This window comes from Halomonas sp. I1 (assembly GCF_032334135.1).
Lineage (GTDB): Bacteria > Pseudomonadota > Gammaproteobacteria > Pseudomonadales > Halomonadaceae > Halomonas.
This window is the reverse complement of sequence record NZ_JAVXUS010000008.1, coordinates 109,576-126,183: the sequence shown is the minus strand read 5'-3', so window position 1 is coordinate 126,183 and position 16,608 is coordinate 109,576. Positions and strand designations below refer to the sequence as shown.

General features: G+C 64.5%; 13 protein-coding genes and 1 tRNA gene. 8 read left to right on the top strand and 6 right to left on the bottom strand.

From position 1 onward, the window contains the following. Positions 1–74, bottom strand: a tRNA-Met gene (locus RSO41_RS10760). A gap of 190 nt (positions 75–264) precedes the next feature. Here RSO41_RS10760 and phbB point away from each other — a divergent pair. Next, positions 265–1,011 carry an acetoacetyl-CoA reductase gene (phbB, locus tag RSO41_RS10755; protein WP_315619097.1) on the top strand — a complete coding sequence of 249 codons (747 nt, stop codon included), beginning with the start codon at positions 265–267 and terminating at the stop codon, positions 1,009–1,011. Positions 1,012–1,058: 47 nt separating this feature from the next. Here the strand turns inward: phbB and RSO41_RS10750 are convergent, their stop codons facing one another. Continuing rightward, positions 1,059–3,839, bottom strand: coding sequence for a DUF349 domain-containing protein (locus RSO41_RS10750; protein WP_315619096.1), 2,781 nt, complete (start codon positions 3,837–3,839; stop codon positions 1,059–1,061). A gap of 243 nt (positions 3,840–4,082) precedes the next feature. On the opposite strand from RSO41_RS10750, the gene minC reads away from it, so the two are divergent. The 4 genes from minC (at position 4,083) to sbcB (ending at position 7,536) form a co-directional block, all read left to right on the top strand. Next, positions 4,083–4,829 carry a septum site-determining protein MinC gene (gene minC, locus RSO41_RS10745; RefSeq protein ID WP_315619095.1) on the top strand — a complete coding sequence of 249 codons (747 nt, stop codon included), beginning with the start codon at positions 4,083–4,085 and terminating at the stop codon, positions 4,827–4,829. A gap of 74 nt (positions 4,830–4,903) precedes the next feature. Then, positions 4,904–5,722, top strand: coding sequence for a septum site-determining protein MinD (minD, locus tag RSO41_RS10740; protein ID WP_315619094.1), 819 nt, complete (start codon positions 4,904–4,906; stop codon positions 5,720–5,722). Next, on the top strand, positions 5,719–5,970 hold the full coding sequence (gene minE / locus RSO41_RS10735) for a cell division topological specificity factor MinE (protein WP_064699714.1): 252 nt from the start codon (positions 5,719–5,721) through the stop codon (positions 5,968–5,970). The genes minD and minE overlap by 4 nt, the downstream gene beginning before the upstream one ends. A gap of 75 nt (positions 5,971–6,045) precedes the next feature. Then, on the top strand, positions 6,046–7,536 hold the full coding sequence (gene sbcB / locus RSO41_RS10730; protein ID WP_315619093.1) for an exodeoxyribonuclease I: 1,491 nt from the start codon (positions 6,046–6,048) through the stop codon (positions 7,534–7,536). A gap of 113 nt (positions 7,537–7,649) precedes the next feature. Here sbcB and RSO41_RS10725 read toward each other — a convergent pair whose 3' ends face one another. After that, positions 7,650–10,481 (bottom strand): insulinase family protein, encoded by a 2,832-nt coding sequence (locus RSO41_RS10725; RefSeq protein WP_315619092.1) that lies wholly within the window; start codon positions 10,479–10,481, stop codon positions 7,650–7,652. After that, positions 10,481–11,167: an SOS response-associated peptidase gene (locus tag RSO41_RS10720; protein ID WP_315619090.1), complete on the bottom strand. Its 687-nt coding sequence runs from the start codon at positions 11,165–11,167 to the stop codon at positions 10,481–10,483. The genes RSO41_RS10725 and RSO41_RS10720 overlap by 1 nt, the downstream gene beginning before the upstream one ends. Positions 11,168–11,355: 188 nt before the next feature. On the opposite strand from RSO41_RS10720, the gene RSO41_RS10715 reads away from it, so the two are divergent. Further along, positions 11,356–11,973, top strand: a complete 618-nt coding sequence (locus tag RSO41_RS10715) for a TetR-like C-terminal domain-containing protein (RefSeq protein WP_315619089.1) — start codon at positions 11,356–11,358, stop codon at positions 11,971–11,973. Between the two features lie 8 nt (positions 11,974–11,981). Beyond that, entirely contained in the window at positions 11,982–12,680 is a 699-nt protein-coding gene (locus RSO41_RS10710; protein ID WP_315619101.1) for a 1-acyl-sn-glycerol-3-phosphate acyltransferase, read from the top strand. On the opposite strand, the gene RSO41_RS10705 is transcribed toward RSO41_RS10710, so the two are convergent. Beyond that, positions 12,670–13,956: an HlyC/CorC family transporter gene (locus RSO41_RS10705; RefSeq protein ID WP_315619088.1), complete on the bottom strand. Its 1,287-nt coding sequence runs from the start codon at positions 13,954–13,956 to the stop codon at positions 12,670–12,672. The two genes, RSO41_RS10710 and RSO41_RS10705, sit on opposite strands and share 11 nt — an antisense overlap. A 68-nt stretch (positions 13,957–14,024) precedes the next feature. Beyond that, positions 14,025–14,825 carry an inner membrane protein YpjD gene (locus RSO41_RS10700; protein WP_315619087.1) on the bottom strand — a complete coding sequence of 267 codons (801 nt, stop codon included), beginning with the start codon at positions 14,823–14,825 and terminating at the stop codon, positions 14,025–14,027. A 198-nt stretch (positions 14,826–15,023) separates the two neighbouring features. On the opposite strand from RSO41_RS10700, the gene ffh reads away from it, so the two are divergent. Next, positions 15,024–16,436, top strand: a complete 1,413-nt coding sequence (ffh, locus tag RSO41_RS10695) for a signal recognition particle protein (protein ID WP_315619085.1) — start codon at positions 15,024–15,026, stop codon at positions 16,434–16,436. The last annotated feature ends 172 nt before the right edge of the window (positions 16,437–16,608 follow it).

Genomic DNA, 16,608 nt, shown 5'->3' with positions numbered 1-16,608 from the left:
AGCGGGGACCGGATTTGAACCGATGACCTTCGGGTTATGAGCCCGACGAGCTACCAGACTGCTCCACCCCGCATCAACGTGTGGCGTATTCTACACATCCTGAGCGATGCGTCAACCACGGCTTTCGCAGGCGCTTCCGTTTGGACAGCGTTGGCCCATACTCTTCAAGCTGTCACATGGATGACCGCTGAAGGAGCGACACTGTTGGAAAGGCTTGGAATGCCATCATCCAAGCATGGCGTGAAACGGAGAGGGAGATAGCCAATGACAACATCAACGTCCGTTGCCTGGGTGACGGGAGGTACTGGCGGAATCGGCTCTGCCATCTGTCGAACCCTGGCCGATGCCGGGTACTTCGTAGTGGCGGGATATCGAAACCCTGACAAGGCCCAGGCATGGCTCGAGACGCAGCGGGCCGACGGTTACACGAACATCGCGCTCTCTGGTGTCGACCTTTCCAGTTATGAGGATTGCGTGAAGGGGGCCCAGGAGATTCGCGATACTCATGGGCCGATCAGTGTGCTGGTCAACTGTGCCGGCATCACCCGTGACGGCACCCTGAAGAAAATGACGTCCGAGCAGTGGCACGAAGTGCTCGATACGAACCTCAACAGCGTCTTCAATACCTGCCGCAGCGTGATCGAGGACATGCTCGAGCATGGCTATGGACGCATCATCAATATATCGTCGATCAACGGTCGCAAGGGGCAGTTCGGACAGGCCAACTATGCGGCGGCCAAGGCGGGCATGCATGGCTTGACCATGTCGCTGGCACAGGAGACGGCGACCAAGGGCATCACCGTCAACACGGTGTCGCCGGGCTATATTGCCACCGACATGATCATGGACATTCCCGACAAGGTGCGTGAGGCGATTCGCGAGTCCATTCCCATGAAACGTTTCGGTACGCCGGAGGAGATCGGGCGTTTGGTGGCGTTTCTGGCCGACAGGGAGTCCGGCTTTATCACCGGGGCCAATATCGACATCAACGGCGGGCAATTCATGGGGTGAGCCGAGTCGCTCATCGGTGCCCGCGTTTTTCGCGGCGTGAGCCACCTTCAGGGGGGCGGAAGCTGGGTCAGGCTTTCCAGCGTTCGATCCAGTTCGCCGACCTCCCGTTCCCACAAGGCCGGTGGGATTGGTCCGGTGGCGAGCAGCTCGCACAGTACGCCGCGCAGCTCCTTCGCCCGCGAGGGCTCTTGCCTCAGGTTGTCGTTCAAGCGTTCCACCTGGATGGCCAGTCGCAGGGGGTCGTCCCGCTGGGCAACCTGCCCGCCGGCGAGCAATGCCAGGTGGACGCGGACACGCGCCAGACGCTCTTCGATTTCCGTCGGATCCGGCGGGTTTTGCCGGGCCGCGTTGCGACGCTCGTGAGCACTTTCCAGGTCACTCGACAGCACGGGATCCCCGGTATGCCGGACATTTTCGGGAGCCGCACCTTCCAGGCTCGCGGCATCGGCCCGTAGATGCGCATCGAGCAGAGGGCGTGCCCGATGCCAGCGATGGACCACTTCGGCCAGAGCGAGACGCGCCAGTCGCTCACGCCTGGCGCGGATGATGCCCGACCAGCGCTTACGCATGCCTTCGCTGCGTCGTCCATGCGGTAGTGGCTCCAATGCCATGGCGTCGTTGATGGCCTCGTCGAGGCGGGCTGCGTCGTCACTGGAGGCGGGGTGCCAGGCATCGAGACGCTCGATCAGGGCCTGCATGGCATCGAGCTTCGCCTTGTTGCCCTGGTCGTGCTGTTTGCGGGCGGCATCCCGGCTGGCGAATATCTCATCGCAGATATGACGAAACTCGCGCCATAGGGCCTTCTCTTCATGACGGGGTGCGCGCCCCAATGTGCGCCAGCGTTTCTGCAGCGACTTGGCGTTTTCCGCCCGTTGAGCCGGGGAGTGTTCGCCGTCGCGGAGACGGCGGGCCTCCTCGATCAAGTCCCGCTTGGCATCGGCGACCTTGCCGGCGCGACGCTCGATCAAGGCCTGCAGTTCGTGACGGATACGACCGAAACGTCGGCCGATGGCTTCTGCCTGGTCGCGAGGGACCGGGGAGTGGCGTCGCCATTGCTGGCGGGCCCGGTCGCGAATTTCGCGCAGGGCATCTGGGTCCGCCTGGCTCGAGGGTTGGTCGAGCAGGGTTTCCAGTTGCTCGCATAGGGCCTCGCGAGCTTCCAGATTGCGCTGTCGCTGTGCCTGTTGCTGTTGACGCCATGGTCCCAGACGTTCGTGGATGCGATCCGAGGCGGTGCGGAAGCGGGTCGATTGCTCGCGGTTGGCGGCGGCATCGCCGAGGCCTTTCCACTCCTTGATCAGGCGGCGGTGCCGACGGTCCAGTTCGGCGTCGCTCAGGGTGCTGTCATCAGCCAGGGCCACGATGTCCTGGCAGAGCTGGTCACGCTTGGGGCCCGCGACGAAGCCTCGCCAATCGCGCAGCTCGGCGAGTCGTGCTCCCAGGCGCTTGAGCCGACTGGCGTCGATACGCTTGCCGGGAAGCTCTCCCGCCTGCTGACGCAGGCGCTGATGCAGGCGGCTGGCCCCCTTGAAAGCGCCGCTCTCCAGCAGGCGCTCGAGGTGTTCCAGGTCGTCGTCGAAGCGAGCCAGGCGTGCCTCGAGGTTGTCATCCGTCGGTGCCTCCTGCTGTCGCTCGAGTTGGTCATGAGCACGTTGCAGCAGCGGGGAGGGGGGCAGCTCGCGGGGCCAGCCACAGGCGTCGACCAGGGCGGCGAGGCGGTCGTCATCGCCATCGTTCAGCGCCTCCTGAATGGCGTCGGTACGTTCGTCGAGGCGCACCCGGGCCTGGACGATGCGGTCATAGCTTGCCAGCGCCGCGTCATAGCGCTGGCGCAGGGCGTCGTCGGCGAGGTGCTTGTCGGAGAGCGCCTGCCAGCGGCTGGCCATCAGTTGCTTCTGTGATCGCAGGCTGGCGATATCCTGGTCGGCGAGACGCTCTCCGTGACGCAGGCCATCGAGGCTTTCCTCTAGCGCCTCGACCAGGGATTCGCGGGCCTGGTCGGCATCCTCTCGTCGTTGGTCGGCGATGTCCTGGGCGTGTTCGTGAGCTTCATGGTCGCTGATGACCTTGCGGCAGCGCAGGCAGGCGTCCTGGTAGCGACGTTCCTGCTCGGCATCGGGGATGTCTTCCAGTTGTGACCATTCGCGCATCAAGTGACGAAACCGTCCGGCGTAGAGCGGTTCCCAGGCGCTGGCGGCATGCCCCTCGAGGCGTTCCAGCAAGGCTCGGCGTCGTTCCCGGGCCGATGCCAGCGAGGCCGCATCGGCGCGTAGCTGGTTGAGGCGTTCGCGGGCGCGGCGAATCACTCGGCGGTCCCGGCGGGCTTCGTTGACCAAACGTGCCAGGCCAGCTTCGCTGGTGACACGCTCGGCGGCGGCGTGACGAACCGCGGCGATGCCATTTTCGCAGGCTTGTCGAATCAAGGCGGCTTCGGTGTCGAGGCGTGCCAGGGCGGCGAGGCGCAGCTGCTGGTTGTCGCCTTCCAGGGCGAGGCGCTCGAGCATCGCCGGATCGTCGAGCATCTCGGTCAACGCCATGCGTCGCCCCAGGTCATGGTGCCCTGCCCGGCCGGTGAGGAGCATGACCAGGCGTTCGCGGAGCTCTTCGGACTCGCCATGCTCGGTGCGCAGTACGATCAGTCGCTCCGGGTCATCCAGCCGTTCCAGGGCCGTACGCCGTACGCCGCCATCCTCGTCGACGGCGAGCCGCTCCAGCGTCTGGCGCTGATCATCGCGCTCGGGGTCGAGTCGAAGGGTGGCTTGGCGTCGGACGTCGGGGTCCGGGTGTCGCCAGCGGGAGGCGAACAGTCGACGTAGCAGTCCTGGCATGTTGTTTCCGGTGAGGTTGCGGCAGGGGCGCGAAATCAGGTGAACGGCGTTCGGGGCACAGTAGCGGCCCATCGGGTATCTAAGCATGCGTCGGCGCGGCAGAAAAGGGCATCGGACACGAGTGTTGCCGTTACGAGACACTGACATGGAGTGGGTGTTGGGCTTATGATCAGTTGCAGGGTTCGGGGCTCTCGCTTAGCTTGTGAGCTGTACCCCGACCATCACCCGACGTGGAGTTCGGCAATGAGTCTCAAAGTGGAAAGAGACGGCATGGCATTCACCTTCAAGGGCGGTATGTTGCCGATGACGGTCATGGAGCTGGCCAGTGCCGATCCCGAGCACATCCGCGAGCAACTCGCCGGCAAGCTCAGCCAGTCTCCGGCTTTCTTTCATCATACCCCGGTGGTGCTCAACGTCGAGCGCCTCGATGAGCCACACCTGGCGCTCGAACGGATCTGTGCGGTATGTCGCGCCCACAAGCTGCTGCCGGTGGCTGTGCGTGGCGGCCCCGATCCGGTCAAGCAGTCCGCCTGGGCCCTGGGGCTTGGCTGGTTTCCGCCCCAGGAAGCCGATCGGCCGCGCGCGTTGGAGAGCGTGCCGGTGAGCGAGGACGCCGAGGCCGGTGCAGAGGAGGCGCCGCCGCCCGTCGCCGATGAGATGGCGGGAGGGCGCATCTTTCGGGGCACGGTGCGTTCGGGCCAGCAGATTACCTCGCCCGAGGGTGACCTGGTCGTGGTCGGTGCGGTCAATGCCGGCGCCGAGGTGCTGGCCGGCGGCAGCGTGCATGTCTACGGCCCCCTGCGCGGCCGCGCCCTGGCCGGTATCCATGGCAATACCCAGGCCGGCATCTTCTGCCGTGAGCTGCGTGCCGAGCTGCTTTCCGTGGCCGGCAACTACAAGCGCCTCGAGGATATCGATCCGCGCTTGCTCGGTACTGCCATTCAGGTGAGTCTGAGCGAGGCGCAATTGAGTATTACGCCGTTGGACTGACACGGCCGCACAACGACGATTCGGCAGCGTGCGGCGCTGCCCTTTCTCCCAACATGACAGACAGGATGTGACACTTGGCAAAGATCATCGTTGTGACCTCCGGCAAGGGTGGGGTCGGCAAGACAACCAGTGCAGCCGCCGTCGCCACGGGGCTGGCCCTGCGCGGGCAGAAGACCGTGGTGATCGACTTCGACGTCGGACTGCGTAATCTCGACCTGGTCATGGGCTGTGAGCGCCGCGTGGTCTATGACCTGGTCAACGTCATTCAAGGAGAGGCGGGCCTGAATCAGGCGCTGATCCGCGACAAGCGGATCGACAACCTGCATATCATGCCGGCCTCCCAGACCCGGGACAAGGATGCCCTGACCCTGGAAGGCGTGGAGCAGGTGCTCGAGACCCTGAACAAGGATTTCGACTATATCATCTGCGATTCGCCCGCCGGCATCGAGCGCGGGGCGCAGTTGGCCATGTACTTCGCCGACGAGGCGATCGTGGTCACCAATCCCGAGGTGTCCTCGGTGCGTGACTCCGATCGCATCCTCGGCCTGCTGTCTTCCAAGACCCGTCGTGCGGAGCGCGGTGATGATCCGATCAAGGAACACCTGCTGATCACCCGCTATAATCCGAATCGTGTGGATTCGGGCGATATGCTCAATCTCGAGGACATTCGCGAGATCCTGGCCATCAACCTGGTGGGCTTGATTCCGGAGTCCGAAGCGGTGCTGAGAGCCTCCAACCAGGGCGTCCCGGTCACCCATGACGAGGCCAGCGACGCCGGGCAGGCCTATGCCGATACGGTTTCTCGGCTGATGGGCGAGGACGTGCCCCTGCGTTTCCACGAGTACCAGAAGAAGAGTCTGTTGAGCCGCATGTTCGGAGGAGGCCGCCGGTGAAGCTACTCGATTTCCTGAAGCGCGAGCGCAAGCAGTCCGCCTCCGTCGCCAAGGAGCGGCTGCAGATCATCGTTGCCCACCAGCGAAGTCAGCGTGGGCAGCCGGATTACATGCCGATGCTCGAGAAGGAACTGCTGGAGGTGATACGTCGCTATGTCCAGGTTGAGGATGACGCTATCAACATCAACCTGGACAGCGAGGACAACTGTTCCGTACTGGAGCTGAATGTCACGCTTCCCAGGGCGTGATTGGCGGCTGAGCCGCCGGCGGGGCTGTGCTAGGCTGTGGGCTTCATGTCCCAGCCCGTTCGGAGTGCATCGCCCATGGCGCAGAAGAAAGCCGCCCCGCTGACCTTCCTGTGGCACGATTACGAGACGTTCGGGGCCGACCCGCGTCGTGATCGGCCGTCACAGTTTGCCGCCATCCGCACCGATGCCGATTTCAACGAGATCGGCGAGCCCATCGAGCTGTTCTGCCGGCCTGCCGATGATTACCTGCCGCATCCCCAGGCCTGCCTGATCACCGGCATCACGCCGCAACAGGCCAGGCGACGGGGGCTCCCCGAAGCGGAGTTCGCCGGACGCATTCAGGCGGCGATGAGCGAACCGGGTACCTGCGCACTGGGGTACAACAGCCTGCGCTTCGACGACGAAGTGGGGCGTCATCTCTTCTATCGCAACCTGATCGACCCCTATGCTCGGGAATGGCAGAACGGCAATTCCCGCTGGGACTTGATCGATGTGGTGCGTGCCTTTCATGCGCTGCGACCGGATGGCATCGCCTGGCCGACCCGCGACGACGGCACGCCGAGCTTCAAGCTCGAGGACCTGACCGCCGCCAATGGCATTGAGCACGCAGGAGCGCACGATGCCCTGGCCGATGTAAGGGCGACCATCGAGCTGGCACGACTCTTGCGCCGCAGCAACGCCAATCTGTTCGATCACCTGTTGGGCATGCGTGGCAAGCGGGCGGTGGGACGAGCCATTGATGTGCCGTCGCGCAAGCCGGTTCTGCATGTTTCACGCCGCTATCCGGCGAGCCGGGGATGCAGCGCCCTGGTGATGCCGCTGGCGGAGCACCCGACCAACCCCAATGGGGTCATCGTCTATGATCTGGCGGTGGACCCCGAGCCTCTGCTGTCACTGGATGCGCAGCAGATCCGCGATCGGGTCTTCGTCAGCAACGATGACCTGGCTGAGGGAGAATCCCGCATTCCGCTCAAGGTCATCCATATCAACAAGTGCCCGGTGATCTTGCCCGCCAATGCGCTCAAGGATGCCAGTGGGCCGCACCGGGGCGAATATGGCGAGATCGTCGAACGCCTCGGCGTGGACGTGGCAACCTGCCGGCGTCACTGGCAATCGCTGGCGGCCAACCCGGATGTTTCGGCCCGTGTGGCCGACGTCTTCGCCGGGCCACCGCCGGCGTCGCCCCACGACCCCGACCTGATGCTCTATTCCGGCGGCTTCTTCTCGCCGTCCGACCGCCAACAGATGCAGCGGGTCCGCGACAGCGACCCCTGGGACCTTGTCGGGGCCAGCTTCGCCTTTCAGGACCCTCGGCTCGAGGAGATGCTGTTCCGTTATCGGGCCCGCAGCTATCCGGATACCCTGACTGGCGAGGAGCAGGCACGCTGGGAGGCATTTCGTTGGGAACGCATGAACGACCCGGCGGTTGCTGGCTTCACGCTGCCCGAGTTCGCACGGGAAATCGAGCGGCTCAACCAGGTATCCCTGGCGGATCGCGAGCGCCAGATTCTCGAGGAACTGGTGATGCATGTGGAAGCGATCATGCCGGCCCAGGCCTTCGACTGATGGGCGGCGGCCGCTGTGCCGGTGGCCCCATGGCCGAGACGACATCGCCCGGCTTCCGCCGGGCGATGTCATGAGGGAAACACAGGATTCATGCTTCCTCGCGGCATGTGATGTCAGCGTGCCTGTTTCGGTAGTGGGGTCAGGTCTGTCTTGAGTGTCAGCACATCGCTGGCGGTGTCGCCCGGATCGTGGGTGATATTGACCGCGGGACCTTTCACCAGGTCGTGCCAGGCATCGCGTAGCGCGTCGGGGGAAACCTCCATCACGCGCTCGGCGAGTCGCTGCTGGTGGTCGAAGCCAGTGTCCTCAAGGGCGAGTGCCTGCCATAGGCGGTTGGTACGACCGTGCAGGCTGGTGTCGCGCTGTAGCAGGTCATCGCGGACAGCCTGGCGGTAGGGGGCCAGGTCGTTATCCGTCAAGCCGTCGAGGTGCGTGCCGAAGTCGTCGACGAAGGCATCGATCCGTGCCTGGATGGTCTGGCTGTCGGTGTCCGGCGATTGCACCAGGAAGGTGATGCCCGGCGCCTCGAGCAAGGGCCGGTAGCCGGCGTTGACCACATACCCCAGCTGTTGTTCGGTGCGCAGCTGCTGATAGAACGGCGTCTCGAGTAGCCGTCCCAGAACCGAGAGTCTAGCCTGGGTGGCCAGGGCTCGGTCGGCGCCCTGCAGGTATCGCATGACCAGCGATTCGTCGCGTTCGGTATCGGGCGTCAGTGCCGGGAGAGCGCTACTGGCACGCAATATCTCCAGTTCCGGAATCGCTTGCCGGGGCAACTCAGGCGCGAGGGTCCTGGCAACCTCGCGTGCTTGCTGTTTCGCCTCGTGAGTGCCCAGGTCACCGACGGCCATGGCCTCGAGGTGCAACTCGCCCAGGAAGGCCACGCGAAAATCACGCAATGCCCGGGCGTCCAGTTCCTCACTGGCCGCGAGCAGTGCCTCGGGTGACCACTGCGGGCTGACCAGGGTCTCGGCCAGGGTGCGTCCGGCCTGGTGGTAGAGGTCATCCTGGGGAGCATTGCGCCAGCCTCGGCGCAAGCGGTCGCGAACGCGCTCGACGCTGTCGGTCTGGATCTCGCCATGTTGCAGCTGTTCCAGTACGCGTGCGATCAGGCGATCCTGGCGATCCCGCCAGCCGGAGAACGACAGGGTGATGCCGCGGGCGTGGGCGTAGGCTTCGAACCCCTGGCCGGCCAGGCGCGCCGGGTAGAGAGCCTCATTGAGACTGTCCTGCAGCCAGCCGGCGAGCAGCCGAGATAGTGCCGCCTTGCGGGCATCATGGCTGGCTTCGGGATGTTGCAGACTGAAGCGCCACTCGACCTTGGGGGTGTCGAAGCTGGCGTCTCGCATATGCCAGAACTCGAAGCCTGGCTCATCGAGGCGTTGATGGGGTACGTCGTCCTGCTCGCCGAGCAGCTCAAGGTCTTCGGCGATGTAGGGATTGGGTTCGGGAAGCGACAAGCCTGCCAGGGGGGGGGCGGTGCCATCATCGAGGGTGACTGGCGTCCAGGGGGTGTCGAACCAGGGTGAGGTGCGTTCTCCTTCTACCTCGGGGCCGCTGTAGAGCCGCAGCAGGTTATCCGGACGCAATGCCGACAACCAGGTGCCGATGCGCGAGGCGTCGAAACCGTCCATGCGGTAGGGCGCATAATTGACATCCTCGACGGGGTAGCGGGAGAGGTTCATCGACAGCCGCATGGCATCGTCCAGTGCGGAACCGTGCTGCTGAAAGCGGAACGCCTGTTCGGCGAGTCTGGCCTGCTCGTCGTAGCGCCATTTCTCGACGCCGCCATCGCGAATGGCGCGGATGGCGGCGAACAGGCTGGCCTGGATGCGGCCCAGATGCTCGGCACCTTCTGGTGTCAAACTGATATCCACTCGAAACAGGGCATGCTGGCCATCACCCCGAGCCACGCCGGCCGACAGACCATCGGCCCAGCCGGCCTCGCGCAGTACGGCCAACAGGCTGCCATTACCCTCGTGGCCCAGGAGGTTGGCCAGATAACTGGCCGGCTTGTGGCGATAATCGGTGATCGGATCGGGTACGGGGAAATAGAAGTTCAGCTGTCGGCTGTCGCGCAGCGACTTGAGGCTGGCAGCAACGGGAAGGCGCGACTCGTCGGCCAACGGTGTCTCGATGGTCGGGCGTGACAGTCCCCTGTCAGGTACGTCGCTGAAGTTCTTGCGAACCAGGGTTTCCAGTTCGTCCAGCGGCTGTGGCGCGACCACGGACAAGTGCATGACATTGCCACCATAGTGATCGCGATAGAAGTGCTGGATGCGGTCACGCAGGCCGGGCTCGCCCTCGGGCCTGTCGGCCAGCGTCTCCAGACTGCCGACCGAAAAGCCGGTGGTAGGGTTCTCCGGGTTGAGCAACTGGTCGAGCACATCGTTTCGGCGGCGCCCTTCGTTGCGCTTGCGGGCAATGTACTCCGAGTGCACTACCTTGCGCTCGTTTTCCAGCCGGTCGGCATTGAACAATGGGTTGACGAAGAAGCGACTGAAGCGATCCAGGGCGCCGGACAGGGCATCGGGCTCCAGGGAGAAGAAGTAGTTGGTATCCCGGGATGCCGTGAAGGCATTGTGCTGGCCGCCGTGGCGCGTCAGGAAGCTCTGGTAGGCGTCGGCCTCCGGGTAGCTTTCGGTGCCCAGAAACAGCATGTGCTCGAGGTAGTGGGCCAGGCCGGGCAGGTCGTCGGGATCCTGGGCGCTGCCCACGTCCACATTCAGCGAGGCGGCGGCCTTGTCGGCTTCGCTGTCGCTGACCAGCAGGGCGGTGAGCCCATTGTCCAGGGTCAGGATACGGTAGTCGCGATCGTCATGGGGGCTGATGCGGGGCATGGTGACCTGTTCGGCGTCGTGGTTCGATGGCTGGGCGCTGCTCGCACCGGGCAGTAGCAGGGCCAGCGCCAGAGACGCGGCCAGGCATGGGCGTGATGGACGGATCATCATGTCTCCTGTTCGGATGTCCTGCATAGCATGGGGCCGATGGGGTAGGCGCAGGAGGCTTCCTGATTGCCGGGGTCATTGACTCCTCTTGATACCGGAAAAGCGCCCAACAGTTCCTCGGATGCCGGCATCAGCCGTTGTCGAGCCTCGGGAGTCGGTGTTTGCGGGTCGAGCCAGTGGGTGGCGTCGCCGGCGTCGATCACCGCCGGCAACCTGTCGCTCAACGGGGCGAGCAGGCCAGGACTGGGTACCGTGATCAGTGCCAGGGAGTCGTTGTACTCGGTGAGGGTGGTATGGAAACGGCACCAGAGGCCGGCCAGCAACAGCGGGCCGCGATCGACCCGAGTCACCAGGTAGGGCTGCTTGGCGCGGGGTGTGGGCCGCCATACGTAGATACCGCCGACCGGCACCAGGCAACGGCGAGCCGCGAAAGCGTCGCGAAACATGGCGCGTGATTCCAGCGATTCCGCCCTGGCACAGTGAGGCGCGTGGTCGAGCACCTTGAGCCATGAGGGTGTCAGCCCCCAGAAGGCACGACTCAGTCGAGGTCGTCCCGCTTCCAGGCGAATCAGGGACAGCGGTTGTCGAGGGGCGAGGTTGTTGCCCGTGACCAGGGACTCGTGGACCACCATATCCGGCAGCAGACGGTCGAGGGAGAGGGATGGAATGTAGAGTCGGCCGGCCATGAGACCTCCGGAATGAGGAGCAACAGGGTAACCAAGACGCCGAGATGAGAAAAGCGGCCATCGTTACTGGGCTTGCGTTGCTCCACAAGGACGATATGCTGTCGAAAACAGTGTTCGCTTCCAGGCGTTCTCGATCTGCATGGCCGGCCAGCGGCCCGCCGCCTTTTCCATACTCCGTGAGGAAGCCGATGGCTCGACCCAGACAGCATGCCCCCGAGACGCTCCATGCCCAGGTCATGGCGGCCTGTGACGCCTGGCTGCAGGAGCACCCGGTGCACACGCTGTCGCTGCGCTCCCTGGCCCGTGAGGTCGGCTGTGCGCCGAGCACGCTACTCAAGCTCTACGGCAGCTTCAACAACCTTCTGCAGCACGTCAATATCGAGTCGCTGGGGCGTCTGCGCGTTGCCATCGACCCCCTGCTCAGCGATGGCTCGCCAGAGCAGCGCCTCAAGTCGCTGGCGCTGGCATACTGGGAATTCGCGCGCCAGGATCCATATCGCTGGCAGTTGTTGTTCGATTACCCCCTGGCCCAGGAAGGCGAGCTGGATCGTCGCCAGAGCGACATGATCGAGGCGCTGTTCCTGCGGGTGGAGAATACGCTGAAGGAGCACCAGCCGGCACTGGACGATATGCAGGCGCGACGTCTGGGGCGGACGCTGTGGGGCAGCGTGCATGGCCTGGTGCAGCTCGGCCTCAACGAACGACTCGGCTATTGGCAAAGTGAGCCGCTGGAAGTCGAGGAACTCCTCGATCAGCTGTCGACCACCATGCTGGCCGGCCTGAAGACGCCCCCCGAATCGCCGTGACCTTCCTGATGACATGGGGCGTGCCGCTTCTGGCCCTGGCGGCGCTGTTCTGGTGGCTATTCCGCTCGCCGCGCACTCTGATTCGTCGCATGGTCTTCATGACGGTGCACTTGATATATCGCATGCGCTTCCAGGGGCGTCGTCATATTCCGGCCCATGGCCCGGCCCTCGTCGTCTGCAACCACGTCGGCTTCGTTGACGCCTTGGTGATCGGCGGGGCGAGTCCGCGTCCGCTGCGCTTCATGATGGATCGCCCCATCTATGAATCTCCCTGGCTGAACTGGTTGTTCCGGCTGGTGGGGGCCATTCCCGTCGATTCCGATCGTCGCGACCCGGGTGGCTTGCGGCGTGCGCTCGAACAGGTCAGCCAGGCCCTGTGTGACGGCGAGGTGGTGATGCTGTTTCCCGAGGGGCGCCTGACGCCGGACGGCGAGGTCCAGCCCTTTCGGCGCGGTCTGGAGCTGATCCTGGCCAGGGATGCGGTGCCCGTCGTGCCGGCCGGCCTGGCCGGGCTGTGGGGCTCCTGGACCTCGCACTGCGGTGGCCCTGCGCTGGGCAAGTGGCCGCGCCGCTTTCGTGCGCGGGTCGCGCTCTATTTCGGGGAGCCGGTCCCTCCTGAGCGCGCCGAGCGAGCCCGGCTCGAGGCTCGGGTGCGGGCGCTCAAGGAGGAGGCGGATGCCTGGGTGGAGCGTGGGGCTAGGTCGTGACGGCGACGGTGCGGCGGACCGACTGCCAGCAGCGTGCGGCGGTGATCAGGTTGTCGCGGACCTCGAGGATCTCCATACGCACCGGCCCGATCTCCAGGCAGACAGGGCCGTCCGGGAAGGATTCCAGGTATTCCAGGATCAGGCCATTGAGGGTCTTGGGGCCGTCGGTGGGGAGCTGCCAGCCCAGTGACTTGTTGACATCCCGAATGTTGGCGGTGCCGTCGATGACGTGACTGCCATCCTCCTGGGGATGGATGTCCTGATCCTGACTGGCTACGTCAGTGGTGAACTCGCCGACGATCTCCTCGAGGATGTCCTCCAGGGTCACCAGTCCTTCCACGTCGCCGTATTCGTCGACCACGATGCCGATGCGTCGCTTCTGTTTCTGGAAATTGAGCAACTGGGTATGCAGCGGCGTCGATTCTGGAATGAAGTAGGGTTCCCGCGCTTCCTGCACGATGGCCGCCTTGGTCACTTCGCCGCGAGACAGGAATCGTGCCGCGTTGCGCAGGTGCAGCATGCCGATGATGTTGTTGATATCGCCCTTGAAGACCGGAACGCGCGTGTGCTGGCTGGTACGTATCTGGGCGAGGATATCATCCAGGTCGTCATCCAGGTCGATGCCCGAGACCTCGTGGCGGGGTACCATGATGTCGTTCACCGTGACGTTCTCGAGATCGAGAATCGAGACCAGCATGGCCTGGTGGCGGCGTGGAATCAGCGGGCCGGCTTCGTGGACCACGGTGCGTAGCTCGTCGCGGGTCAGGTTGTCACCATCCCCCTCGATGTTCTTTACGCCAAGCAGCCGCAGCAGGCCGTTGGAAATGGCATTGACCAGCCAGACCAGCGGATAGAGCACCTTGAGCAGCGGCTCCAGGATCAGCGAGGCCGGATAGGCGATACGGTCGGGCTTCACCGCCGCATAGGTCTTGGGCGTCACTTCGGCGAAGATCAGGATGACGATGGTCAACAGGGTGGTGGCGACCGCCGGGCCCGTGACATCGCCGAAGAAATGGATGGCGATGATGGTCGCGATGGATGCCGCCAGGTTGTTGACGAAGTTGTTGCCGATCAGGATGACGCCGATCAATCGGTCGGGGCGGCTGAGCAGGCGCATGACACGCTGAGCGCGACCCTCGCCACCACCGGCCCGATGGCTCAGGCGATAGCGGTTGATCGACATCATGCCGGTTTCGGAACTGGAGAAGAAAGCGGAAAGGCAGATGAGCAGCAGCAGTAGGCCGAACAGCAATCCCAGAGGGAAATCGTCGTTCAAGTCTAAGGATCCTCAATCGCGGGTCAGGCTCGAGTTGTAGGGACTGGGCCGGGCGCTGTCAAGGTGACTCAGCCCTGAGCCAGCAAGACCTCGAGAACGAACTTGCTGCCGAAGTAGGCCAGCAGCAGCGTCAGGTAACCGCCCAGGGTCCAGCGCACGGCGCGCATGCCGCGCCACCCCAGCCAATGATGGCAGACCAGCAAGGTGGCGAAGATCACCCAGGCGAGCAATGACAGTACCGTCTTGTGCACCAGGTGCTGGGCGAACATGTCCTCGACGAAGATGAAGCCGCTGGCGATCGCCAGGCTCAACAGGACCATGCCGGCCCAGATCAGCTCGAACAGGATACGCTCCATGCTGGTCAAAGGGGGGAGAGACTGGACCACCCCTCGGATGTGGTGGTGGCGCAGCGCCTGGTTCTGTACGCCGAGCAGAATCGCCTGGAAGGCGGCGATGGCCAGGAAGGCGAAAGCGAGTGCCGAACTCAGGGCATGCAGGGCGATACCCGGGGTCATGCCCGGGTGGCGCTCAGGGCTCGGCAGGCCGATGGCCAGCAGCAGGGTGAGGCCTGCCAGAGGGAAGAGGCCGGCGGCCACGTTGAGCACCGGCTTGAACAGACTGACCACCAGTAGTGTCAGCACCGCCAGGCCGCTTGCCAGTACCGCACTGGTGGACAGGCCGGGCAGCAGGGAGGCGCCCTGGTCGAGCAGGCCGATGGCGAGGGGCAGGTGGCAGAGCAGACCCAGCAGGCCGAAGCTGCGCACCAGCGCGGCGCGCGGCGGTACCCGCCGGGCCAGGGTCAGGCCCTGCCAGGAGGCGGCCGCTATGTAGAGGATGAAGGCCATGACGGCAAGAGGTAGCGCGTGCATCGATGCTATCCGTGCGCCTTCGCCAGCGCCTGGTGACATGAAATGGAACGCTTACTATACCGAATCGTCTTGATGCCTGACAGCCGCGAGCGAAAGATGACGGCGGCCATGCATGGAGACTCGCGGTCACAAGGCGTATAATTTTTGGCCATTGCGGGGAAGCCACGGCTTCCCAGGCCATCGTTTGCGGAGAGGCCCATGTTCCAGAATCTCAGTGATCGTCTGTCCCAGACGCTCAAGTCCATCAAGGGTCAGGCGCGCCTGACCGAAGACAACGTCAAGGATACCCTGCGGGAAGTGCGCCGGGCGTTGCTCGAAGCCGATGTCGCGCTGCCGGTGGTCAAGGCGTTCATCGACCGCGTGCGCGAGCGTGCCGTGGGCCAGGAGGTGTCGAAGAGCCTCTCGCCGGGGCAGCAGTTCGTCAAGATCGTCCAGCAGGAGCTCGAGGCGATCATGGGCGAGGCCAACGAAGGCCTGGTGCTCAAGAGCTCGCCCGCCGTGGTGCTGATGGCCGGTCTGCAGGGGGCGGGCAAGACCACCTCGGTGGCCAAGCTGGCACGCTACCTGCGTGAACGCGAGAAGAAGAAGGTGCTGGTGGTGTCGGCGGACGTCTACCGTCCGGCGGCCATCGACCAGCTCGAGACGCTCGCCGAAGAGGTGGAGGTCGACTTCTTCCCGTCGAGCAGCGACCAGCAGCCGGTGGAAATTGCCGAGGCGGCCATCAAGCACGCCAAGATCAAGTTCCACGACGTGGTCCTTGTCGATACCGCCGGTCGTCTGGCCATCGACGAGTCGATGATGGCGGAAATCCAGGCGCTCAACAGTGCCGTGTCACCGGACGAGACGCTGTTCGTGGTCGATGCCATGACCGGTCAGGATGCCGCCAATACCGCCAAGGCGTTCCACGAGGCGCTGCCGCTGACCGGTGTGATTCTCACCAAGGCCGATGGCGATGCCCGGGGGGGTGCCGCCCTGTCGGTCCGGCACATCACCGGCAAGCCGATCAAGTTCATGGGGATGGGCGAGAAGGTCGATGCCCTGGAGCCCTTCCATCCCGACCGGGTCGCCTCGCGGATCCTCGGCATGGGCGACGTGCTGTCGCTGATCGAGGAAGCCGAGCGTACCGTCGACCAGGGCAAGGCCGAAAAGCTGGCCAAGAAGGTCAAGAAGGGCGATGGCTTCGACCTGGAGGATTTTCGCGACCAGCTTCAGCAGCTCAAGAAGATGGGTGGCATGAGCGGTATGCTCGGCAAGCTGCCGGGCATGGGGCAGATGGCCGAGATGGCCCAGGGGCCCGGGCCCGAGAAGGAGTTCGGCAAGCTCGAGGCGCTGATCAACTCCATGACACCCGGGGAGCGGCGTCGCCCGGATATCATCAACGGGTCGCGCAAGCGCCGGATTGCCGCCGGCGCTGGCTTGCAGGTGCCCGACCTCAATCGCCTGCTGAAGCAGCACAAGCAGATGCAGAAGATGATGAAAAAGGCCGGCAAGAAGGGCGGGATGCAGAAGATGATGCGTGGCATGCCCGGCATGATGGGCGGCCAGGGAGGTCCTGGCGGGCCCGGTGGCCCGGGCGGCATGGGCGGTCCCGGCGGCATGCCCTGGCGCTGAAGAGGCCGTGTGCACGCAAAAAGGTTTCCAAGCCGGGGAGATTTCCGTAAAATGCTGCGTCTTCACTGGCAGGTCCGCGTCGATTCGCGGGCATCGTCGTGACCGAACGACTCGGCGACGGGCGTAAACCCGCCACCGAACCGATTGTCGAAGGGTGAGCCTTCGATCGACA

Excerpts from the sequence above, each read along its gene's own strand:
- sbcB (WP_315619093.1), top strand. The coding sequence starts at position 6,046 with ATGGCGCAGAAGAAAGCCGCCCCGCTGACCTTCCTGTGGCACGATTAC.
- RSO41_RS10725 (WP_315619092.1), bottom strand. The coding sequence starts at position 10,481 with ATGATCCGTCCATCACGCCCATGCCTGGCCGCGTCTCTGGCGCTGGCC.
- RSO41_RS10710 (WP_315619101.1), top strand. The coding sequence starts at position 11,982 with ATGACATGGGGCGTGCCGCTTCTGGCCCTGGCGGCGCTGTTCTGGTGG.
- RSO41_RS10700 (WP_315619087.1), bottom strand. The coding sequence starts at position 14,825 with ATGCACGCGCTACCTCTTGCCGTCATGGCCTTCATCCTCTACATAGCG.
- ffh (WP_315619085.1), top strand. The coding sequence starts at position 15,024 with ATGTTCCAGAATCTCAGTGATCGTCTGTCCCAGACGCTCAAGTCCATC.
- phbB (WP_315619097.1), top strand. The coding sequence starts at position 265 with ATGACAACATCAACGTCCGTTGCCTGGGTGACGGGAGGTACTGGCGGA.
- minC (WP_315619095.1), top strand. The coding sequence starts at position 4,083 with ATGAGTCTCAAAGTGGAAAGAGACGGCATGGCATTCACCTTCAAGGGC.
- RSO41_RS10720 (WP_315619090.1), bottom strand. The coding sequence starts at position 11,167 with ATGGCCGGCCGACTCTACATTCCATCCCTCTCCCTCGACCGTCTGCTG.
- RSO41_RS10750 (WP_315619096.1), bottom strand. The coding sequence starts at position 3,839 with ATGCCAGGACTGCTACGTCGACTGTTCGCCTCCCGCTGGCGACACCCG.
- RSO41_RS10715 (WP_315619089.1), top strand. The coding sequence starts at position 11,356 with ATGGCTCGACCCAGACAGCATGCCCCCGAGACGCTCCATGCCCAGGTC.